We start from the raw sequence: 20,929 nt of genomic DNA on the forward strand, positions 1-20,929 counted from the left end.
CTGGCGCTGCTGATGGTGGCGCCGGCTCCGCGGGACGTCCTTGACTGCCTGCGGCACGGTGGGGTGTAACCCCTAAGGCCTGTCCGGCGGATCAGGGTCGGACAGGCCCTAGGCGCGTCGGCGGCGTTGGTGGGCTGCCGCCTCGTGGTCGCCGGGGGACGCGCGGGTCGTCAGGCCCTGGACGATGCGGTCCTGGGTCGGCTCCGGTTTGTGGTTGGCGTACTTGAACTTGGCGCGGACGTCCGTCACGTCGAGGCGTAGCACCCGCAGGCCCGACAGGAGGCGGCCGAAGGGGGCCTCGCCGGGGGTGACCGGGGCGGTGCCGCCCTCGGGCTGGAAGTGGGCGACCTGGCGGTTCAGCAGCTCCGCCTTCTCCGCCGGGTCGTCGACCACGTGGGCGGTGCAGCGCAGTTGGACCGCTGCGTAGAAGGACGTGGGGGTGCCGTGCTCGGTCGGGGCGCCCTCCGGGGCCGTCCACGGGCCGGGGATGAACGCGTAGTCGTCGACCACGCTGAGCAGGACCGTGGGGTTCTCGTCCAGGGCCCGCCACAGCGGGTTGGGGCGGGCGAGGTGGGCCAGCACTCGGCCGTAGGGGCCGGGCTCGGCCTCGTACCGGAAGTGCATCGGCTGCACCCACGGCGGCTCGCCGCCGAGTCCGTTGACGGCGAGCTGGCCGAAGTCGTGGCGGGACAGCCAGCCGCGCCACTCGTCGGCGTCGTGGGCGGCGTCCCAGGGGTGGATCAGCATGGCGCGGCCTCAGATGGCGGACAGGTAGTCGGGCAGGGCGATGGCCGGGTCGTGGTCGTCGGCCGGGATCGGCGTTCCGTAGGTCTTCCGTACGGGGATCACGCCGCTCCAGTGGGGGAGGGCCGCGTCCTCCGGCTCGTCGTTGGGGCCGCCGGTGCGGACCTTGGCGGAGACCTCGTCGAGGTCGAGGCGCAGGACGGCGGTCGCCGCGAGCTCCTTGGCGTCGGCCGGGCGGGAGTCGCGGGAGCGGCCCGGCACGACGTGGTCGACCAGGGCGTCGAGGGCGGTGCGCAGCTCCTCGGGGTCGGTGACCTGGTGGGCGGTGCCGTGGACCACGACCGAGCGGTAGTTGATCGAGTGGTGGAACGCGGACCGGGCCAGCACGAGGCCGTCGACGTGGGTCACTGTCAGGCAGACCGGCAGCCCGGGGGCCTCGCCGCCCCTGCCGCCCGCCATGCGCAGCGGGCGCGAGCCGGTGGAGCCGTGGACGTAGAGGCGGTCGCCGATCCGGCCGTAGAGCGTCGGCAGCACGACGGGGGCGCCGTCACGGACGAAGCCGAGGTGGCAGACGTACGCCTCGTCGAGTATCGAGTGCACGGTAGCGCGGTCGTAAGAGGCGCGGTGGCGGGAGCGGGTGGGGATGGTCCGCTCGGTCGGCTCGTAGGAATCCGTCATTGCGCTCTCCATTGCACTAGTGCATAATCTTGTTTGTGCTAGGAGAGTATCGGATCGAAGGTCGTCGCGCATCGGAGATTGCCGCCAGCGTCGAGCGGGGGGTCGGTGCGGGGGCGCTCGGTCCCGGTCAACTGCTGCCGCCGATGCGGGAGTTGGCCCTCACGCTGGGCGTGAACCCGAACACCGTCGCGGCCGCGTACCGGACCCTGCGGGAGCGCGGGGTCATCGAGACGGACGGTCGGCGCGGCAGCCGAGTGCGGCCCCGGCCCGCCACGACGGCCCGCGGGTCGATCCGGGTGGACGCCCCGGTCGGCGTACGGGACGTGAGCAGGGGCAATCCGGACCCCGCCCTGCTGCCCCCGCTGGGCGCGGCGCTCGCCGAGGCCGCGCGGCGTGAGGCCGAACGGCCCGGGTTGTACGGGGAGGCCCCGGTCGACGAGGAGTTCGCCCGGCTCGCGCGTGCCGCGCTGGACGCCGAAGGGGTCCCCGACGGGCCGATCGGCGTCGCCTCGGGGTCGCTGGACGCCATCGAACGGGTGCTGGCCGTCCACCTCCGGGCGGGGGACGCCGTCGCCGTCGAGGACCCGGGGTGGGGGAGCCTGCTCGACCTCGTACCGGCGCTCGGACTCCGGCCGGTGCCGATCGCGGTCGACGACGAGGGGCCGCTGCCCGAGGCGGTGGCGAGTGCCCTGCGGGACGGCGTACGGGCGGTGATCGTCACCGACCGCGCGCAGAACCCGACCGGCGCGGCCGTCGGGGCTGCCCGTGCCGCCGCCTTGCGGCGGGTGCTCGCGGACCGTCCGGACGTGCTGCTCATCGAGGACGACCACGGCCACGGCATCGTCGACCTGCCGCTGCATCCGCTCGCCGGGGTGACCCGCCACTGGGCCTTCGTGCGCTCGGTCGCCAAGGCGTACGGGCCGGATCTGCGGATCGCCACGTTCACCGGCGACGCCGAGACCGTCGACCGGGTCCTCGGGCGCCAGAGGCTCGGCCCCGGCTGGGTCAGCCGGCTGCTCCAGCACGCGGTGGTGCACCTGTGGACGACGGGGGCGGTGGACGCCGCGGTCGTCGCGGGCGCGTACGCGGAGCGGCGTGACGGGCTCGTCCGCGCGTTGCGGCGACGGGGCGTTGAGGCGCAGGGGCGGAGCGGGATGAACGTCTGGGTGCCGGTCTCCGACGAGACCGGCGCGGTGGCCCGGCTGCTCGGCGCGGGCTGGGCGGTGGCCCCCGGCGCCCGGTTCCGGCTGGACGCCGGGCCCGCGGTCAGGGTGACCGTCTCCGGCCTGTCCGTCACCGACGTCGAGGCCCTGGCGGACGCGATCGCGGGCGCTGCGGGGCCGGCGCCGGCGCGGAGTTACGGCTGAGGGTCCGTCCCTCGGCCCCGAGGGGCGGGTACGGGACGGCCCGATGCCGGGGGTGGCGGGCCGACACCCCCGGTACTCGGCCGGGGGGAGTCGGGGCGGCGCACGGTACTCGGCCGGGGGGAGTCGGGGCGTCCGCACGGCCGCGGATTCGGGGAGGCGGGCGTCCCTGCCTCAGGCAGCCCACGAGCGGTGTGGGACCGGCGGAACGGCGACTGCCTCGCCCCTGCGGCCGAAGGCCCCGCCCGCAGCCGGGGCAGCGGGCGGGGTCTACGGGGGGCGGCCCGGGGTCTACCGGTGGCCGGCCGCCGGGGTTGCCGGCTGGGGTGCGGGGTTCTTGTCCGGGGTGCCGGACGCGTGGATGGTCTTCGTCGCGGCGCCGGGGCCGCGGGTCTGTGTGAGGGCCGCGCCCGCGAGGACGATGACGGCGCCGACCGGGGTGTTCCAGCTGAGCTGCTCGTCCAGGAGGGCGACGCCCGCCGCCGTCGCGATGACCGGGATGAAGTACGTGACCATCGCCGCCGTCGTCGGGCCGACCTCGGCGACCACGCCGTACTGCAGCAGCATCGCGTACCCCGTCCCCAGTGCACCCAGGGCGATCACCGCGAGCAGCGGAACGATCTCGACCGACGAGGGGAGCGAGGTGAACAGGGGCGTCACCACCGCCAGTTGCAACGTCGCCAGGCCCACCTGGGAGCCGGCGAGCGAGAGGTTCGACGCGCCCGTGCCGGTCAGGGTGCGGCGGACGTAGATCCATCCCACCGCGTAGCTGAACGAGGCGAGCAGCGCCAGCATCGTGCCGGTGACGTCGAGCCCGGAGAAGCCCTGCCAGGCTCCGAGCACCGTCAGCACGCCGATGAAGCCGATGCCCAGACCCGCCGCACGCACGCGCGTCGGGCGGTCCTCGGAGAGCGCGACGAGCGAGAGGAGCATGCCCCACAGGGGCGTCGTGGCGTTGCAGATGCCCGCCAGCGTCGAGGGGATCGTCAGCTCCGCGTACGAGAAGAGCGAGAACGGCAGGGCGTTCAGCAGGAACGCGGCGACGGTCAGATGCAGCCAGGTGCGCCGGCCGCGCGGCAGCCGCTCCCGCTTGATCACCATGGCGACGGCCAGCACCGCCGTACCGAACAGCAGGCGGCCGAAGGTCACCTGGAACGGTGCGAACCCTTCCGTGCCGACCTTGATGAAGAGAAAGCTGAAGCCCCAGATCAGGGCCAGCACACCGAAGCGGATCCGCCAGTCGACCATCATGGGATCCAGAGTGACGGCTGCCATCTCGTAGAACAAGCGAGATTAAATGAATCCCTTCGATTAGCATTGCTTACATGTTGAATCTGGAGCGCCTGCGGACCCTGGACGCCGTCGCGCGGCACGGCTCGGTCAGCGGAGCCGCCGACGGACTGCACGTCACCACCTCGGCCGTCTCGCAGCAGCTGTCCAAGCTGGAGCGGGAGATCGGTCAGCAACTGCTCGCCAAGAACGGCCGGGGCGTTCGGCTCACGGACGCCGGGCTGCTCCTCGCCGAGCACGCCGCGCGCATCCTGTCCCAGGTCGAGCTCGCGCAGGCGGACATCGAGGCGCAGCGCGGACAGGTCGTGGGCGAGGTCCGGATCGCGGCCTTCCCCACCGCCGCGCGCGGACTGCTGCCCGGCGCGCTCGGTGCCCTGCGCACCGCCCACCCCGACCTGCGGGTGAGAACCACCGAGCTGGAGCCGGAGCAGGGCATCCGCGAGGTGCTGCGGGGCGATGCCGACCTCGCGATCGTCCTCGACTGGAGCAACAAGCGGGCGCCGGTGCCGGGTGGACTGGAGCGGGCCCACCTCCTCGACGACGCCGCCGACGTCGCCGTGCCGGCCGACCATCCGCTCGCCGGGCGCGAGGAGGTGGATCTCGTGGACTTCGGTGACGAGGAGTGGGTCTCCTGGCCGGAGGGAGAGTTCTGCCACGACTGGCTGATGTTCACCCTGCGCTCGCAGGGCATGGAGCCGCGCATCGCCCATTTCGCGGCGGAGCACCACACCCAGCTCGCCCTGATCGCCGCGGGGTTCGGCGTGTGCGTGACGCCGCGGCTCGGCCGTGGCCCGACCCCGGACGGGATCGCGTTCGTCCCCGTCCGGCAGAAGATGCGCCGCCACATCTACGCGACCTGGCGCACCGACGCCGACCGGCGGCCGTCGATCCGGGCGGCGGTCGAGGCGCTGCGTGAGGTGGGGGCGCCGCTGAGCATCTGACGGGACGAGAGCTCAGAGGCCCGCCAGTTTGCGGAAGTCCCAGGACGCCACGGCGTCCGGCGTCAGCTTCAGCCAGGCGTGGCGGCCGTCGTGCGGCATCGTGTCCAGGCCGAAGTTCTTCGCGGCGAAGAGCCGTTCGGGGACGTCGAGTTCGGGGCAGGGCTCGCCGGTGCGCGGGGCTTCGCCGACGAAGACCGCCGTGCCCGACAGTTCGGCGCCGCGCAGTTCTCCGTACTCCTCGCCGTCGTCCACCACCACCGCGATCCGGGGGTTGGCGCACAGCTCCGCCCAACGGCGGCTCCGGGTGATCGAGTAGAGCCAGAGCGAGGTCCCGTCCCAGGCGAACCAGAGCGCGCCGACGTGCGGGCGGCCGTCGGCCGAGACGGTCGCGACCCGACAGGTGCGCTGCTCGGTCAGGAAGGTGTCCAGCTCGGCCGGGGTCATCATGATCCGGCGTCCCCGGCGCTGTGCGACGGTCATCGTCCGCCCCCTTCTATGATTCTGATGGAGTGTCAGAAATCATGGGGGCTCTTCCCTCCTGGGGCAAGGGTGGCTAACCTCGCCCGCCCGGAGTGCCAAGCCAGGGGGGACCATGACCAGCACGAATCGATGGGCACAGCTCCAGGAGCAGCTCGACCCCGCCGGCACGGTCCTGCTCACCGTCGAGTGCCAACAGGGCGTCGTGGGCCCCACGAGCGCGCTGCCCGAACTCGCCGCCGCCGCCCGCGCGTCGGGCGCCCTGCAGAACGTCGCCCGGCTGGTCGCGGCCGCGCACGAGGCCGATGTGCAGGTGCTGCACGCGGTCGCCGAGCGCCGGCCCGACGGCCGCGGCGCCAACAGCAACGCCCGGCTGTTCCGGGCCGCCGCCCGGCTCCCTGTGCAGCAGCACAGCGGGAGCACGGCGGTACGGATCGCCGAACCCATCGAGGTCGCGGACGAGGACCTGGTGGTGCGACGTCTGCACGGCCTCTCGCCGCTCGCCGGTACCGACGTCGACCCGCTGCTCCGCAACCTCGGCTGCCGCACGCTCGTCGTCACCGGGGTCTCCGCCAACGTGGCCGTCCCCAACGCCGTCTTCGACGCCGTCAACCTGGGCTACACCGTGGTCGTGCCCGGCGACGCCATCGCGGGGGTGCCGGCCGACTACACCCCCGCGATGATCCGTCACACGCTCGCGCTCGTCTCCACCATCGCCACCACCGAGGAGGTGCTGGGCTGCTGGAAGAGCCCCCAGCGCGTCACGCGAGCGTGACCGATCACGCGAGCGTGATCGCGTCCCCTTCCACCTTGATCGGCGTCGGCGGCAGCGGAGACGTGGCGGGGCCGCCCTTCACGCTGCCGTCCGAGGCGTCGAACAGGCTCTGGTGGCACGGGCACGTGATGACCCCGTCGGCGACCCCGCTGACGGCACAGCCCTGGTGCGTGCACTTGGACGAGAACGCCTTGAACTCACCGGCGGCCGGCTGGGTGATCACCACGCCCTGATCGGCCAGCACCTTGCCGCCGCCCACCGGGATGTCCGCGGTCTTCGCCAGGGGCGCGCCCGGCTCCTTCGCGGCGTCCGCAGCGCCGCCGCCCGCGGTGTCCTTCGAACCCCCGCCGCATGCGGTGAGTACGGCCACCAGGCCCGCCCCGCCCGCCGCCGAGACCACTGTCCGGCGTGCCACTTCACTCATGTGCTCCCCTTGCCTTCCGCTCATGTCGAGGCGATCACCCTGTCAGGAGTCTGTACGAGTCAGCGCTCCGAAACGTTCAACGCTCCGAAACGTTCAACCGTCGACGACTTGGCCAGGGCCGCCCGTACCTCGCCCGCCAGGGCGACGGGGTCACCGGTCGGAGTCGTCGGGTAGCGCCGGTGGCCGCGTGCCCAGGCGTCGTCCCGCGCGAACCAGTCGATGGCGACCGGATCGGTGCCGTTCACCAGCGCGCTGTCCAGACTCGCGAAGTACGCGGCCCAGCGGGGCGCGTAGACGTCCTGGACCAGCCCGGCCCACTCGCGGTTGGCATAGTCGTGCAGGCCGCCGTTCTCGCTCGGTTCCCGGTCGCCCCAGGTGGTCAGGATCGAGCGGGCGTCGTACTCCAGCCGGTCGCGCTCCGCGGGGTCGGCCCCCCAGGAGCGGGCGTCGGCGAGCCAGGGGCCGAGGAGGAACCGCCGGTCGGAGCCGACAAGGCGTCCGAGCAGCTCCTCGTCGGCGTTCCACTCGCGCACCAGCGTCCGGAAGCCGGCCAGGTCCTCGGCTTCGTACGCGGCCCTGATGCGGGGCAGCAGGACGCGGCCGCGGTTGGTGAGCGCCTGCCGTGCCACGTCCACGAGGTCGAACCGGTACGCGTCCGTGGTCCGCAGTTCGGGAGCCACCTGGAGCAGCTCCGAGAGCGCGCGCTCCACCGTCTCGGGGCCGTAGCGCATGGCGGTCGGGCTCCAGCGCGCGGCCCGGGTCGTCGTCAGACCCGGCCGCGCGGCGAACAGGCTGTCCTGTGGCTCGCTCCACGAACCGGAACGCGTGCTGTACGGGCCGAGGCGCAGCTGCTCCCACGCGGCGGTCGCGTGCGGGTCGGCGCCGCCGTAGCGCCGGGCGGCGTACGAGGCGAACCAGGCCCGCTGGTCGGTCGGGCCCGGCTGCCAGGCGAGTTCGGTGAACAGGTCGAACGCGGCGGGGTTCCCGCCGGTGCCCTCCGGGAGGTACGCGATGCCGCGCAGCGCGCTGTCGGACTTGCTCAGCCACGCGTGGAAACGGCTCGCCCACACCCCGGTGTTGGCACCCAGGGTGGTGTGGCCGCCGAAGTTGTCGATCGAGCCGAAGGCGTAGGGGGTACCACCCCACTGCTTCTCGCGGTCGAGGCCGTCGTAACGGTCCGAGAGACCGTCGACGATCAGCACCCGACTGCGGTCCACGCCGCTCAGGACTGCCGCGGTCGGGTTCCGCTGCCAGCCGAGCATGACCCAGGTGGCGCCGGGATGTGCGGCCTCGAGCGCCCGCTGGACGGCCCCGGCCGCACCTGCGACATCGACCGGTCCCGGGATGCCGCCCTCGTGCAACAGGTCGATCTTGAACATGGAGCTGTCACCGAACTGCCGCTGCTGGATCAGGTAGTAGGCGGCGGCCAGCCGGTCGAAGACCGGTCCGGTCGGATCCAGCCAGTCGGGCCGGTCGAAACCCACCCACCTGCCCTGCGGGACCGTGACCGCGCCCGGGTTCCGGGCGGCGAAGCCGGGTGGCACCGTGCCGAAGAAGCCCGGCAGGACGGGAGTCATCCCCAACGAGCGCAGGTGGTCCGCGATCCGCCGCCCCAGCGCCGCGCGGGCCTCGATCAGCTGCTCGGAGACCGGGCCTGCGAAGCCCGACATGTTCTGCAGCAGCCACCAGCCCTGATGGGCCGGGCCGGGGATCCAGCCGCGCAACTCCGCGGCGTCGTAGCCGAACTGCTGGAGCGCCCGGTAGTACGTGTACTCCGCCCCCGTCGGGACGAAGACCTCGTTCACGCCGTGCAGCGCCATCAGGTCGATCTCGTGCCGGTACGTGGCGAAGTCGCGGTACGCGCCGGAGTAGCCCTCGTCGGTGTCGTTCAGTGCGTAGCGGTGGGGGACGGTCGCCGACCGCGTGACCTCGCCGCCGACCGCCGGGAGCGTGGCGGGCAGCCGGCCGAGGCTGTCGCCCGGCCAGCCGATGTCGACACCGGCGACGTGCTCCAGGTACCAGCCCACTCCGGTGAGGAGCGTGGCCGGCGAGGTGCCCCGCACCCGGATCGCCCCGGGCGTCCCGGAGACGGAGAAGTAGTCGCCGGAAGCGGGCTGCTCGACCGCCACCAAGGTGAACTGCGCGGACCGGGAGGACAGCAGGCGCCGCAGACTCGCCCGGGCGGGCGCCGAGTCGAAGGCGGGCGCGACCGTGGACCTGCCTGCCACGTGGCCGGCGGCCACGGAGGGCACGGGACCCGGCAGCCACAGCGCGCCGGTCGCCGCCAGCACCAGGGCGGCCAGCACCCTTCGCCATCGAAGGACCAGGCGGCTCTCCAGCCGACTGCCCGCGTGGCTCCCTGCTCGGAGTGGTCGACGCATGACGCCCACTCTCCGACCACCGGCCGGTCCGGCGACGCAGGCGGAGCCGACGATCTGACGGCGCTCATCCGTGCGGGTGCAAGCGGAGGACGTGATCGAGGCAGGCGCCCCCGGATAGCCTGTGGAAATGCTTACAGAAGTGACAGCGACCCGCTACGTCACGCCTTTGCGTGAGGGCGGCTCGCTCCCCGGGATCGTCGAGGCCGACGATCTCGGCACGTACGTCATGAAGTTCACCGGCGCCGGGCAGGGCCGGAAGACGCTCGTCGCCGAGGTGATCTGCGGGCAGCTCGCGCGGCGCCTCGGGCTGCGCGTGCCCGAGCTGGTCGCCATCGAGCTCGACCCCGTCATCGGGCTCTCCGAGCCCGACCAGGAGGTCCAGGAGCTGCTGAAGGCGAGCGGCGGACTCAACCTCGGGATGGACTACCTTCCCGGCTCGCTGGGCTTCGACCCGCTGGCGTACGAGGTGGACCCGAAGGAGGCGGGGAAGGTCGTCTGGTTCGACGCGGTGATCAACAACGTCGACCGGTCCTGGCGCAACCCGAACATGCTCGTCTGGCACGGCGACCTGTGGCTCATCGACCACGGCGCCACCATGATCTGGCACCACAACTGGCCGGGCGCCCAGGCCTCCGCCGCGAAGCCGTACGACGCCTCCGACCACGCCCTCGCGCCGTTCTCGCCGGACATCGCCGCCGCGGCGGCCGAGCTGGCCCCCCTGGTCACGAGGGAGCTGCTCGAGGAGGTCGCCGCCGACGTGCCCGACGAGTGGCTGGTGGACGAGCCCGGCTTCGAGAGCACCGACGCGCTGCGGGCCGCGTACGTGGAGGCGCTGCTGCCGCGCGCCGCCACCATCCACGAGCGGATCACCGTCGGCCCGCGCGTCGAGCGCGGGCCCGCGCAGCCGCCCGGCTGGCTCGCCGACCGTCTCGCCCCCCGGCCGCACTCCGCCCAGAAGGACCGCACCACGTGACCGACCGCGATGTCTTCGAGTACGCGCTGCTGCGCGTCGTGCCACGCGTCGAGCGCGGCGAGTTCTTCAACGCCGGCGTGGTGGTCTACTGCCGTGCCAAGTCCTTCGTCGCCGCCCGCACCCATCTCGACGAGACCAAGCTCAGGGTGCTCGACCCGGGCGCCGACGTGACCGGCGTACGGGCCGCGCTGCACGCCGTCGAGGGGGTGTGCCGGGGCGGCGAGGACGCCGGACAGGCGGCCAGGGACGACGCCGGCCGGCGCTTTCGCTGGCTGATCGCGCCCCGCTCCACGGTCGTCCAGCCGGGCCCGGTGCACACCGGTCTGACCGCAGACCCGGAGAGCGAGGTCGAAAGGCTGCTCGATCTGCTGGTTCGCTGAGCCCCCGGAACCCGACGCGGAGTGATCCGGTGCACCCGGTGGGCCGTTGACACCGGGTGCCAGGGCTTCTAGCGTCTCGTCTGCGGAAGGTACTAAGCGGTCGCTCATGTTTGGGACGCACCGTGTGGGCCGCATCCATGGATGATCCAAGGGCGAGGAGAACCAGCATGTCGACCACCGAGCAGCGCGTAGCCGTCGTCACCGGCGCGGCGCGGGGCATTGGCGCCGCGACCGCGGTACGGCTGGCCGCGGAGGGCCGCGCCGTCGCCGTACTCGACCTCGACGAGGCGGCCTGCAAGGACACCGTCGAGAAGATCACGGCCGCCGGTGGCACCGCCATCGCCGTCGGCTGCGACGTCTCCGACAGCGCGCAGGTGGAGGCCGCCGTCGCACGCGTGGCCACCGAGCTCGGCGCACCGACGATCCTCGTCAACAACGCGGGTGTGCTCCGCGACAACCTGCTCTTCAAGATGACCGAGTCCGACTGGGACGCGGTCATGAACGTGCACCTCAAGGGCGCGTTCCTGATGGCCAAGGCGTGCCAGAAGCACATGGTGGACGCGGGCTTCGGCCGGATCGTCTCGCTCTCCTCGTCCTCCGCGCTCGGCAACCGCGGCCAGGCGAACTACTCGGCCGTCAAGGCCGGTCTGCAGGGCTTCACCAAGACCCTCGCCAAGGAGCTCGGCAAGTTCAACATCACCGCCAACGCCGTCGCCCCGGGCTTCATCGTCACCGAGATGACCGCGCAGACCGCCGAGCGCGTCGGCATGGGCTTCGAGGAGTTCCAGGCCGCGGCCGCCTCCATGATCCCGGTGCAGCGGGTCGGTAAGCCGGAGGACATCGCCAACGCCATCGCCTTCTTCACGGGCGACGACGCCGGCTTCGTCTCCGGTCAGGTCCTGTACGTGGCCGGCGGCCCGCTCAACTGACGCCCGAGCGGAAGAGGAGACGTACATGAGCACGAAGGAACTGCCCGAGCCGTCCGGCAAGGTCGCTCTGGTCACCGGCGCCAGCCGGGGCATCGGCTACGGTGTCGCCGAGGCGCTGGTCGCCCGCGGCGACCGCGTGTGCATCACGGGCCGTGGCGAGGAGGCCCTCAAGGAGGCCGTCGAGCGGCTCGGCGCCGACCGGGTCATCGCCGTGCCCGGCAAGGCCCACGACGAGGCCCACCAGGCCGCTGCCGTCGAGGCGACGATGGAGGCGTTCGGCCGGGTCGACTTCCTGGTGAACAACGCCGGCACGAACCCGGTCTTCGGGCCGATCGCCGAGCTCGACCTGAACGTCGCCCGCAAGGTCTACGAGACGAATGTGATCTCGGCCCTGGGATTCGCCCAGCTGACCTGGCGCGCCTGGCAGAAGGACCACGGCGGAGCGATCGTGAACATCGCCTCGATCGCCGGCATCTCCGCCTCGCCGTTCATCGGCGCGTACGGGATGAGCAAGGCGGCCATGGTCAATCTGACCCTCCAGCTGGCGCACGAATTCGCCCCGGTGGTCCGGGTCAACGCGATCGCCCCGGCCGTCGTCAAGACCAAGTTCGCCCAGGCCCTCTACGAGGGCCGCGAGGCGGAGGCGGCGGCCGCGTACCCGCTCGGTCGGCTGGGGGTCCCGGAGGACATCGGCGGCGCCGCGGCCTTCCTCACCTCCGACCAGTCGGACTGGATCACGGGCCAGACGCTCGTGGTCGACGGGGGTCTTTTCCTCAACTCCGGCGTCGAGTGACCGATATCCGGACACTTTCCTGAATTCCTGACCGGTTTGACCCCGGTTAATCGTTGAATGCCTCAAGTGCCCCGTCAGGGTCGAACATTGACCTGGCGGGGCGCTGCGGTATGGTCGGCCGACCCATGGCTGAACGAGGAGCGTGCACGTGTTCAACCGGACCAGTCTGCAGGCCGCTGCAGCCCTTGCGTCCATATCCCTGGTGTCCGGATGCAGCCTGTTTTCGGACGCTGAATCCGCCGGGGAGCAGAGAATCGTCGTCGGCACGACGAGTTCTCCCACCACGCTTGATCCGGCAGCCGCTTGGGACAATTCCTGGGAGCTGTTCCGAAATGTCTTCCAGACGCTGGTGAGTTTTCCGACCGGCAGCACGACCCCGCAGTCCGACGCCGCGGACTGCAAATTCTCCGACACCGCCAGCCGGATCTTCGAGTGCAAGCTCCTCGACGGCCTGACGTTCTCGAACGGGCACAAACTGGACGCGAAGGCGGTCCAGCACTCCATCGAGCGCATCCGCACGATCAACGTCGAGGGCGGTCCCAACGGGATGCTCGGCTCGCTCGACAAGATCGAGACCGTGGACGACCGCACCGTCGTCTTCAAGCTGAACAAGCCCGACGCGACCTTCCCCTTCGTCCTCGCGACGCCCGCCATGTCCCTGGTGGACCCGGCGGAGTACCCCGCCGACAAGCTCCGCGAAGACGGCGAGCTCACCGGCTCCGGCCCCTACGTCCTCGACGAGTACACCGAGGGCGACAAGGCCGAGCTGACCAAGAACCCCACCTACAAGGGGTTCGCGGACCGCAAGAACGGCGGCGTGACCATCCGGTACTTCAAGGAGTCCGAGGCCATGGTCGGCGCGCTGAAGAAGAAGGAGATCGACGCCACCTACCGGGGTCTCACCGCCGAGGAGGTGGTCGAGCTCCAGGAGGACGAGAAGCTCCAGCTCGTGGAGTCGACCGGCGCCGACATCCGCTACCTCGTCTTCAACGCCCGGGACGCCTCGGTCGCCAAGGAGCCGGTCCGCAAGGCGATCGCCCAGATCGTCGACCGCGAGGAACTGGTCGCCAAGGCCTACAAGGGCACGGCCGAACCGCTGTACTCCATGGTCCCCAAGGGCATCGTCGGCCACACCACCGAGTTCTTCGACCGCTTCGGCGAGCCCAGCGCCGCCAAGGCCAAGGCGATCCTTCGCGACGCCGGGATCACCAAGCCCGTCGAGCTGACCTTCTGGTACACCACCGACCGGTACGGCTCCGCCACCGCGCTCGAGTTCGCCGAGCTCAAGCGGCAGCTGGACGCGTCGGGGCTCTTCGAGGTGACCCTCCGCAGCAAGCCGTGGAAGGAGTTCGCGGCGGGCTACCAGAAGGGCGAGTACCCCGTCTTCGGGCGCGGCTGGTTCCCCGACTTCCCCGACGCGGACAACTTCATCGCCCCGTTCGTCGGCAAGCAGAACGCGCTGGGGACGCCGTACGTGAGCCCCCGCATCACCGACGAGATCCTGCCGAAGTCCCGGCGCGAGAGCGACCGCGGGGCCGTCGCGGACGAGTTCAAGGAAGCCCAGGAGATCATGGTGGAGGACGTCCGGCTCCTTCCGCTGTGGCAGGGCAAGCTCTACATCGCGGCCGGTGAGGACATCGCGGGCGGCGAGCGCGCGCTCGACCCGCAGACCGTCATGCAGATGTGGGAGCTCAGCCGCAGGGCCAGCTGGTAGCGGCGTTGTCAGTGGCCACCGGTAGGTTCTGGGGACGTACAAGACATGCCCTACCGGAGGTTGTTGACGTGACCGACACCGACATGCTGCCCGAGTCCTGGCGCGGCGTCCTCGGCGACGAGCTGCAGAAGCCCTACTTCAAGCAGCTCACCGAGTTCGTCGAGGAGGAGCGGGCGAAGGGGCCGGTCTACCCGCCGCGCGACGAGGTCTTCGCCGCCCTCGCCGCGACCCCGTACGACAAGGTGAAGGTCCTGGTCCTCGGCCAGGACCCGTACCACGGAGAGGGGCAGGGGCACGGCCTCTGCTTCTCCGTCCGGCCGGGGGTCAAGACTCCGCCCTCCCTCCGCAACATCTACAAGGAGATGAAGGAGGAGCTCGGTCACCCGGTGCCGGACAACGGCTATCTGATGCCGTGGGCCGAGCAGGGCGTCCTGCTGCTCAACGCGGTCCTCACCGTCCGCGCCGGCGAGGCCAACTCGCACAAGGGCCAGGGCTGGGAGAAGTTCACGGACGCGGTGATCGGCGCGGTGGCCTCCCGGCCCGACCCGGCCGTCTTCGTGCTGTGGGGGAACTACGCGCAGAAGAAGCTCCCGCTGATCGACGAGGAGCGCCACGTGGTGGTGAAGGGCGCGCACCCCTCGCCGCTGTCGGCGAAGAAGTTCTTCGGGTCCCACCCCTTCACGCAGATCAACGAGGCCATCGCGGCCCAGGGCCACGAGCCGATCGACTGGCGCATCCCCGACCTGGGCTGAGCCCTTCCGCGCGGGGGTGTCGTCCGGGCGGGGTGTCGTCCGGGCGGGCGTAGAGCCCGCCCGGCTGACAGCCCCCGGCCGGCGCCCGAGCCTGTGCCGGATCGGCGGTCGCTGCGGCTAGCTTCGGTGTTCCCGGACGGAGAGCGCGTGGAGGCCGCAGTGACCGAGCAGCAGCAGGTGTCGGACGACGGCGTCATGACCAGGATCGGGCAGGCGACGATGCTGCTCCACGGCGGGGACCGCGAGGAGGCCCGCAACCGCTTCGGGGTGCTGTGGGCGCAGATCGGTCCGGATGGCGACCCCCTGCACCGCTGCACGCTCGCGCACTACATGGCCGATGCGCAGGACGACCCGGACGCGGAGCTGGCCTGGGACCTGCGGGCCCTCCTGGCGGCCGAGGGGCTGAGCGAGGAGCGGCTCGCCGAACACGACTCCGCGGTCGCGCTGCGGGCGCTGTACCCCTCGCTCCATCTGAACCTCGCCGCCGACTACGTGAAACTGCAGCGGCCCGACGCGGCGCGGGTCCATCTGGACCGGGCCCGCGCGGCCTCCGACGCCCTGGACGACGACGGATACGGCAACGGGGTGCGCGCCGCGATCGAGCGCCTGGAGGTACGGCTCCGCTCGCGGTAGCGGCGGGTCACTTCCGGTACGTACCCCGGCAGATGCTCGCCTGCGGGCTGTCCGGGCGCCAGCCCCCGTACTGCTCGCCCAGCTCGCAGACGTCCGCCCGGGAGCGGGGCGGCCGGGGCGGCTCGGGCGGCCTCGCGTCCGGCACCCGGGCGTGTGGGCGGGGTGTGGACGGAGGCCGTTTCTTGGCCTTTCGCGTCCCGGCCCCACCCTTCTCCTTGCGCTGCGCCGGTGTCGCGCGGGGTGACGGGGGAGGGGGATCAGGCAGCGCCGCTTCGAGCGCCTCGCGCGCCGGTCCCTCGACGATCTGCGGGGCCGTCTCCACGTCCTGGGCGGGCCGGCTGACCTCCTTCGGCGGTACGGGGGCCGGGGGCGGCACCTCGATCGAGACGCAGCCGGAGAGGGCGGCGACGGCCATCCCGACCAGGATCTTCGCTGTGGTTCTCGTTCCATGCACCCGCGCAACTCTGCTGGCCGGGCGGTGATCTTCGCGCCCCTACCGACCGGGAATGCCCCGCACGGGTGACGGCCCCGAACCGGGTGACGCGTGGCGTCCCGGTGCGTCAGTCCGAGGCCCGGGGGTCGCGGTGGTCGGCCTCGTCCTGTTTCCAGTAGCCCTTCGCGTAGGCGCGGTCGCGGTCCAGGCCGAGGCCGGTGAGGAAGTGACGGCGGATGTCCTTGATGGCGCCCGACTCGCCGGCCGCCCAGGTGGCGACGCGCTGGTGCGGGACCAGTGCGCTGAGGACGGCGTCCCGCAGCGCCTCGCCCTTGGCGCGGCCGGCGGTCCGGTGGACCCAGACGATGTCGAGGTCGGCCCGCCGGTCCACCTCGACCTCGGCTTCGGGCCCTTCCACCTCCAGGTAGACGGCGCCGCGGACGCCGGGCGGCAGGGACTCGGCGATGGTGAGGACGGCGGGCTGTGCGCTCTCGTCGCCGGCGAGCAGGTAGAAGTCGGCGTCCGGGGTGGGGCGGAAGGAGCCCTTGGGCCCGCCGAAGGAGACTTCCTGGCCGGGGCGCGCGGCGTCGGCCCAACGTGCGGCCGGGCCCTTGCCGTGCAGGACGACGTCGATGTCGATCCGTGGCTCGGGCGGGGAGCAGTGGCGCACGGTGTAGGCGCGGCCGGCCGTGCGCCCGTCGAGGGGGTCGGTGACGAAGAGCTTCACCCACTGCGTGGGTTCGTCGCAGCGGAAGGCCGACATGCCCGGCCCTCCGAGGGTGATGCGCGCCATGCGCGGGGCGATCCGGGAGACCGACTCCACTCTGGCGACGTAGCGGGTTCGGCGTGCACGGAACATGCGAGAACACAGCCTTTCAGCTGGAGGGCCCGGATCGCCAAGACTAGACGCAACGGTGCGTACAGTCAAAGCTCCGTCGGGGCGGGCCGGGCACAGCCGAACAGCAGCCGCGTACGCATCCGGTACACCGTCTCGTCCCGCTGGTTGACCGCCTCCACGACGAACCGGACGGTGCCCACGCCCCGGCGCTTGGGATGCCGTGAAGCGTCCTCCGCCGTGGCCCGTCCGCGCAGTTCGTCCCCGGGACGCACGGGGCTCAGGAAGCGGACCTCGTCCATGCCGTAGGAACCCACGCACGCGGACTCCGCGAGCAGGGAGCGTACGAACTGCCCCATGACGACGGCGCCGGTGTGCCAACCGCTGGCCACCAGGCCCCCGAAGGGGGAGTCGCGGGCCGCCACCGGATCCAGGTGGAAGGGCATGGGGTCGAAGGCGCGCGCGTAGGCGATGATGTCCTCGCTCGTGAGCCGGGTGCTCCCCAGCTCGTGGCTGCCGCCGGCCGGAAAGTCCTCGAAGTACCGCACACTGACCGTCCTTGGGGTGGTGGAATTCCTCGACAGGGAGCCCTCAGCCGAGGGACGCGCCGCAGTCCGCGTACGCCGGCGCCGCCGCCGAGCGCAGGGAGGCGAGCTCGGCCGGCGACGGGGCGAGACGGCGCTTCTCGGCGCTGAACCACTCGGCGACCCGGAATGCCAGGTCCATCGACTGCCCGCGGTTCAGGCGGGGGTCGCACGCGGTCTCGTACCGCAGGTGCAGATCGTCGGAGCGCACGGCGTTGCCGCCGCCCACACATTCGGTGACGTCCTCGCCCGTCAGCTCGACGTGCACGCCGCCGGGATGCGTACCCAGCGCCCGGTGCACCTCGAAGAAGCCCGTGATCTCGTCCAGCACGTCGTCGAATCGCCTGGTCTTGTGGCCGCTCGGCGCGGTGAAGGTGTTGCCGTGCATCGGGTCGCACGCCCACACCACCCGGGCGCCCTCCGCGCGCACGGCTTCGACCAGGGCCGGCAGCCGGTCGCGCACCACCCCCCGCCCCATCCGTACGACGAAGGTGAGACGGCCGGGCCGACGGTGCGGATCCAGCTGGTCCAGCAGGGCGAGGACGTCGCCGACGGCGGCGTCGGGGCCCAGCTTGACGCCGATCGGGTTGCTGACACCCGAGGCGAACGCCACGTGGGCCCCGTCGAGTTGGCGCGTACGCTCGCCGACCCAGAGCATGTGCCCGGACAGCGCGTACCGCCGCCCGGTCTCCGGATCGGTGCGCGCCAGCGGGGACTCGTAGTCGAGCAGCAAGGCTTCGTGACTGGCGAAGACCTCCGTGGTGCGCAGGGTGGAGGTGTTCATGCCGCAGGCCCGGATGAAGCCGAGTGCCGCGTCGATCTCGTTCGCCAGCCGCTCGTAGCGCCGGCCCGCCGCGGAGAGCGCCACGAAGTCACGGTTCCACTCGTGGACCCGCGCGAGATTCGCTTGCCCGCCCGCGGTGAAGCCGCGCAGCAGATCGAGCGTCGCGGCGGACGCCCGGTACACGTGCTCCAGCCGGGCCGGATCGGGGGTGCGGGCCTCGGCTGTGAACGCGAGGCCGTTGACGGCATCGCCCCGGTACGAGGGCAGGGTGACGCCGTCGCGCGTCTCCGTGGGCTGGGAACGGGGCTTGGCGTACTGGCCGGCGATGCGGCCGACCTTGACCACCGGCACCGCGGCCGCATACGTCAGCACGGCCGCCATCTGGAGCAGGACCTCCAGCTTGCCCCGGACGGACTCCGCGCTGACGGAGTCGAGGGTCTCGGCGCAGTCGCCGCCCTGCAACAGGAACGCCTTGCCCAGCGCCACCTCGCCCAGACGGTCGAGCAGGGTGTCGCAGTCCCGTGCGGACACGAGGGGTGGTGCGGCGGACAGTGCCGACACGGTCGATCGGAGTGCGGCGGGATCCGGCCAGTCGGGCTGCTGCGCCGCGGGCAGGGATGCCAGGGGGGACGCCAGGGATTCCACGGAGACCTCATCGCTTTCTGTTCCGGGGGCGGGACGCCGGCTGCGGGGGATGTGGGCGCAGCCTGACACGGGTGAACAGCGCGCGTTCAGTGCGTCGTTGTGGCTAGAAAGGCGGATCTAGTACCCCCGCACTAGCTCCAGAGGCCGGCTGTCGGGGCCGGTCCCGCCCCTGGAGGATTCCGGGAGGCGCAACCGGCGCGAACCGCCGGCGCCTGCCCCACGCAATCCGCTTCGAAAGGTGATCCCGCCATGAGTAGCAGCGCCGATATGTCCGGTTCCGTAACCCGTCCGCAGACCGGGGACGAGTATCTGCAGAGCCTCCGTGACGGGCGGGACGTGCGGATCTACGGCGAGCGGGTGGAGGACGTCACGTCCCACCCCGCGTTCCGGAACAACGCCCGGATGGTGGCCCGGTTGTTCGACGCGCTGCACGATCCGGAGCGCAACAGCCGGTTGGTCGTCCCCACCGACACCGGGAACGGCGGATTCACCCACCCCTACTTCAAGGCCCCGTACACCTCCGGCGATCTGCGGGCGTCCGCGCGCGCCATGGAGGAGTGGGCGCGCATGACCTACGGCTGGCTCGGCCGCACCCCCGACTTCAAGGCCGCCTTCCTCTCCACCCTGGGCTCCAACAAGGAGCACTACGCGCCCTTCGAGGACAACGCGTCCACGTGGTACCGCAAGGCGCAGGAGAGCGTGCTGTTCATCGGCCACGGCATCGTCAACCCGCCGATCGACCGCAACCGCGGGCTCACCGAGCTCAAGGACGTCATGCTGACGGTGGACCGGGAGACGGACGCCGGCCTCGTGGTCTCCGGAGCCAAGGTGGTCGGTACCGGCGCGGCGCTGACCCAGCACATCTTCATCGGAAGCTACGGCGTGATTCCCAAGGGCGCCAAGGAATTCTCCGCGTACTTCATCGTGCCGACCAACAGTCCGGGCCTGAAGGTCATCTCCCGGCCCTCGTACGAATTCGCCGCCGCCACCGTCAGCAGCCCGTTCGACCAGCCCCTGAGCAGCCGCCTGGACGAGAACGACGGAATCCTCGTCTTCGACGAGGTGCTCATTCCGTGGGAGAACGTCTTCTGCTACGACGTGGACAAGGCGAACAACTTCTTCTACGGCTCCGGATTCTTCTACCGGGCCATGTTCCACGCCTGTGTCCGCTTCGCCGTGAAGATGGACTTCCTGACCGGGCTGCTCGCCAAGTGCCTGGAGACCACCGGCACATCGGAGTTCCGCGGCGTACAGAGCAGGCTCGGCGAGGTCCTCGCCTATCGCAACATGTTCTGGGCCCTGGTGGACTCCATGGCCGAGAACCCGACCAAGTGGCCCGACGGCACCGTCACCCCCAACGGCGAGACCGCGATGGCCTTCCGCGTCCTGTCGTCCTCCATCTTCCCCAAGGTCCGCGAGATCTTCCTGCGGGACCTGGGCAGCGCGCTGATCTACAACAACTCCCATGCGCTCGACTGGTCGAACCCCGAGGTCAGGCCCTACCTGGACAAGTACGTCCGGGGCCTGGGCGTGGACGCGATCGACAGGGTGAAGCTGATGAAGCTGGCCTGGGACGCCGTCGGGACCGAGTTCGGCGCCCGATGGGAGCTCTACGAGATGAACTACGCCGGCAACCACGAGCAGATCCGCTTCGAGGCGCTCCACGCCCAGCAGGTCTCCGGGAAGTTCGACGACTACAAGCAGCTCGTCGACCAGTGTCTGTCGGAGTACGACGAGAACGGCTGGAAGGCCCCCGACCTCATCAACCCCAAGGACACCACCGTGATCGGCGGCGGTCTGCCGGGCGCCGGACCGGTGCCCCCGGGCCGGGCCGCGCGGTGAGCAGCGTTCCCGCGACTCCGGGCGGTCCGACCGCACCGCCCGGAGTCTCCGTCCTTCCGGACCCGGAACAACTCCGGCGTGTGCTGGGCCAGTTCGTCACCGGAGTCTGTGCCGTGTCGACGCGTTTCGACACCCCGGCGGGGGTCCGTCACGACGCCATCGCCGTGAACTCGTTCACCTCCGTGTCCCTCGAACCACCACTCGTGTCGATCTGCCTGCGCGGCGACTCCACGTTCCTGGAGCGGATACGGACCTCCGGCCAATGGGCCGTCTCGTTCCTCGGCGGCCGGGCACGCTCGCTGGTCGGCGTCCTCACGGCGCCCGCCACCGAACGTCCCGCGGTGGAGGAGGCCGCGGACTGGTCCGTCGGACCGCACACCGGCTGCCTGGTCCTGCCGGACGGGCCGGGGACGCTCGAATGCGATCTGCACCTGACCCAGGCGCTCGGCGACCACGTGCTCGTCGTCGGACGGGTGCTGGGCGCCGTGGGCCGTGACCACGACCCCCTGGTGTTCCACCGCGGCACCTTCACCGGGGTCACCCCGGCGATGTGACCGC

At 71.6% G+C, this 20,929-nt stretch carries 22 protein-coding genes; 12 read left to right on the top strand and 10 right to left on the bottom strand.

What is annotated here, in order from left to right:
* Positions 1 to 108: 108 nt before the first annotated feature.
* Positions 109 to 747: an FMN-binding negative transcriptional regulator gene (locus ACFV9D_RS35620; RefSeq protein WP_385156002.1), complete on the bottom strand. Its 639-nt coding sequence runs from the start codon at positions 745 to 747 to the stop codon at positions 109 to 111.
* A gap of 9 nt (positions 748 to 756) precedes the next feature.
* Positions 757 to 1,422, bottom strand: a complete 666-nt coding sequence (locus ACFV9D_RS35625; RefSeq protein WP_385156005.1) for a pyridoxamine 5'-phosphate oxidase family protein — start codon at positions 1,420 to 1,422, stop codon at positions 757 to 759.
* A 35-nt stretch (positions 1,423 to 1,457) separates the two neighbouring features.
* Between ACFV9D_RS35625 and ACFV9D_RS35630 the strand changes: the two genes are divergently transcribed.
* Complete coding sequence (locus ACFV9D_RS35630) at positions 1,458 to 2,789, top strand: aminotransferase class I/II-fold pyridoxal phosphate-dependent enzyme (protein ID WP_385156008.1); 1,332 nt, start codon at positions 1,458 to 1,460, stop codon at positions 2,787 to 2,789.
* Between the two features lie 288 nt (positions 2,790 to 3,077).
* Here ACFV9D_RS35630 and ACFV9D_RS35635 read toward each other — a convergent pair whose 3' ends face one another.
* Positions 3,078 to 4,061 (bottom strand): DMT family transporter, encoded by a 984-nt coding sequence (locus tag ACFV9D_RS35635; RefSeq protein ID WP_385156010.1) that lies wholly within the window; start codon positions 4,059 to 4,061, stop codon positions 3,078 to 3,080.
* A 50-nt stretch (positions 4,062 to 4,111) separates the two neighbouring features.
* Here ACFV9D_RS35635 and ACFV9D_RS35640 point away from each other — a divergent pair, with 50 nt between their 5' ends.
* A complete protein-coding gene (locus ACFV9D_RS35640; protein WP_385156013.1) occupies positions 4,112 to 5,017 on the top strand; it encodes a LysR substrate-binding domain-containing protein in 906 nt (301 codons plus the stop codon).
* A 12-nt stretch (positions 5,018 to 5,029) separates the two neighbouring features.
* Here the strand turns inward: ACFV9D_RS35640 and ACFV9D_RS35645 are convergent, their stop codons facing one another.
* Positions 5,030 to 5,497 carry a pyridoxamine 5'-phosphate oxidase family protein gene (locus ACFV9D_RS35645; RefSeq protein WP_385156016.1) on the bottom strand — a complete coding sequence of 156 codons (468 nt, stop codon included), beginning with the start codon at positions 5,495 to 5,497 and terminating at the stop codon, positions 5,030 to 5,032.
* A gap of 112 nt (positions 5,498 to 5,609) precedes the next feature.
* Here ACFV9D_RS35645 and ACFV9D_RS35650 point away from each other — a divergent pair, with 112 nt between their 5' ends.
* On the top strand, positions 5,610 to 6,269 hold the full coding sequence (locus ACFV9D_RS35650; RefSeq protein WP_385156019.1) for a cysteine hydrolase: 660 nt from the start codon (positions 5,610 to 5,612) through the stop codon (positions 6,267 to 6,269).
* Positions 6,270 to 6,273: 4 nt separating this feature from the next.
* Here the strand turns inward: ACFV9D_RS35650 and ACFV9D_RS35655 are convergent, their stop codons facing one another.
* Positions 6,274 to 6,717: a Rieske (2Fe-2S) protein gene (locus ACFV9D_RS35655; protein ID WP_385156022.1), complete on the bottom strand. Its 444-nt coding sequence runs from the start codon at positions 6,715 to 6,717 to the stop codon at positions 6,274 to 6,276.
* Positions 6,718 to 6,752: 35 nt separating this feature from the next.
* Entirely contained in the window at positions 6,753 to 9,074 is a 2,322-nt protein-coding gene (locus tag ACFV9D_RS35660) for an alpha-N-acetylglucosaminidase (protein WP_385156025.1), read from the bottom strand.
* Positions 9,075 to 9,201: 127 nt separating this feature from the next.
* Between ACFV9D_RS35660 and ACFV9D_RS35665 the strand changes: the two genes are divergently transcribed.
* The 7 genes from ACFV9D_RS35665 to ACFV9D_RS35695 all read left to right on the top strand — a co-directional run bounded on the left by ACFV9D_RS35665 (position 9,202) and on the right by ACFV9D_RS35695 (position 15,248).
* Complete coding sequence (locus ACFV9D_RS35665; RefSeq protein ID WP_385156028.1) at positions 9,202 to 10,047, top strand: HipA family kinase; 846 nt, start codon at positions 9,202 to 9,204, stop codon at positions 10,045 to 10,047.
* Complete coding sequence (locus tag ACFV9D_RS35670) at positions 10,044 to 10,427, top strand: DUF3037 domain-containing protein (protein WP_385156031.1); 384 nt, start codon at positions 10,044 to 10,046, stop codon at positions 10,425 to 10,427. Before ACFV9D_RS35665 ends, ACFV9D_RS35670 begins: the two co-directional genes overlap by 4 nt.
* Before the next feature lie 167 nt (positions 10,428 to 10,594).
* Positions 10,595 to 11,356, top strand: coding sequence for a 3-oxoacyl-ACP reductase FabG (gene fabG / locus ACFV9D_RS35675; RefSeq protein ID WP_385156034.1), 762 nt, complete (start codon positions 10,595 to 10,597; stop codon positions 11,354 to 11,356).
* A gap of 25 nt (positions 11,357 to 11,381) precedes the next feature.
* Positions 11,382 to 12,149, top strand: a complete 768-nt coding sequence (locus ACFV9D_RS35680; RefSeq protein ID WP_385156037.1) for an SDR family oxidoreductase — start codon at positions 11,382 to 11,384, stop codon at positions 12,147 to 12,149.
* A gap of 148 nt (positions 12,150 to 12,297) precedes the next feature.
* Positions 12,298 to 13,863, top strand: a complete 1,566-nt coding sequence (locus ACFV9D_RS35685; protein WP_385156040.1) for an ABC transporter substrate-binding protein — start codon at positions 12,298 to 12,300, stop codon at positions 13,861 to 13,863.
* Positions 13,864 to 13,931: 68 nt separating this feature from the next.
* Positions 13,932 to 14,615, top strand: a complete 684-nt coding sequence (gene ung / locus ACFV9D_RS35690; protein ID WP_385156043.1) for a uracil-DNA glycosylase — start codon at positions 13,932 to 13,934, stop codon at positions 14,613 to 14,615.
* Between the two features lie 159 nt (positions 14,616 to 14,774).
* Positions 14,775 to 15,248 carry a hypothetical protein gene (locus ACFV9D_RS35695; RefSeq protein WP_385156087.1) on the top strand — a complete coding sequence of 158 codons (474 nt, stop codon included), beginning with the start codon at positions 14,775 to 14,777 and terminating at the stop codon, positions 15,246 to 15,248.
* A 7-nt stretch (positions 15,249 to 15,255) separates the two neighbouring features.
* Here ACFV9D_RS35695 and ACFV9D_RS35700 read toward each other — a convergent pair whose 3' ends face one another.
* The 4 genes from ACFV9D_RS35700 to ACFV9D_RS35715 all read right to left on the bottom strand — a co-directional run bounded on the left by ACFV9D_RS35700 (position 15,256) and on the right by ACFV9D_RS35715 (position 18,529).
* Positions 15,256 to 15,702 (bottom strand): hypothetical protein, encoded by a 447-nt coding sequence (locus tag ACFV9D_RS35700; protein ID WP_385156046.1) that lies wholly within the window; start codon positions 15,700 to 15,702, stop codon positions 15,256 to 15,258.
* 106 nt (positions 15,703 to 15,808) lie between these two features.
* Entirely contained in the window at positions 15,809 to 16,540 is a 732-nt protein-coding gene (locus ACFV9D_RS35705) for a siderophore-interacting protein (RefSeq protein WP_385156049.1), read from the bottom strand.
* 65 nt (positions 16,541 to 16,605) lie between these two features.
* Complete coding sequence (locus ACFV9D_RS35710) at positions 16,606 to 17,064, bottom strand: MaoC family dehydratase (protein WP_385156052.1); 459 nt, start codon at positions 17,062 to 17,064, stop codon at positions 16,606 to 16,608.
* Positions 17,065 to 17,107: 43 nt separating this feature from the next.
* Positions 17,108 to 18,529: a class II 3-deoxy-7-phosphoheptulonate synthase gene (locus ACFV9D_RS35715; RefSeq protein ID WP_385156055.1), complete on the bottom strand. Its 1,422-nt coding sequence runs from the start codon at positions 18,527 to 18,529 to the stop codon at positions 17,108 to 17,110.
* Between the two features lie 249 nt (positions 18,530 to 18,778).
* Here ACFV9D_RS35715 and ACFV9D_RS35720 point away from each other — a divergent pair, with 249 nt between their 5' ends.
* On the top strand, positions 18,779 to 20,371 hold the full coding sequence (locus tag ACFV9D_RS35720) for a 4-hydroxyphenylacetate 3-hydroxylase N-terminal domain-containing protein (protein WP_385156058.1): 1,593 nt from the start codon (positions 18,779 to 18,781) through the stop codon (positions 20,369 to 20,371).
* Between the two features lie 80 nt (positions 20,372 to 20,451).
* Entirely contained in the window at positions 20,452 to 20,925 is a 474-nt protein-coding gene (locus ACFV9D_RS35725; RefSeq protein ID WP_385156090.1) for a flavin reductase family protein, read from the top strand.
* The last annotated feature ends 4 nt before the right edge of the window (positions 20,926 to 20,929 follow it).

This window comes from Streptomyces sp. NPDC059875, from assembly GCF_042731085.1.
Lineage (GTDB): Bacteria > Actinomycetota > Actinomycetes > Streptomycetales > Streptomycetaceae > Streptomyces.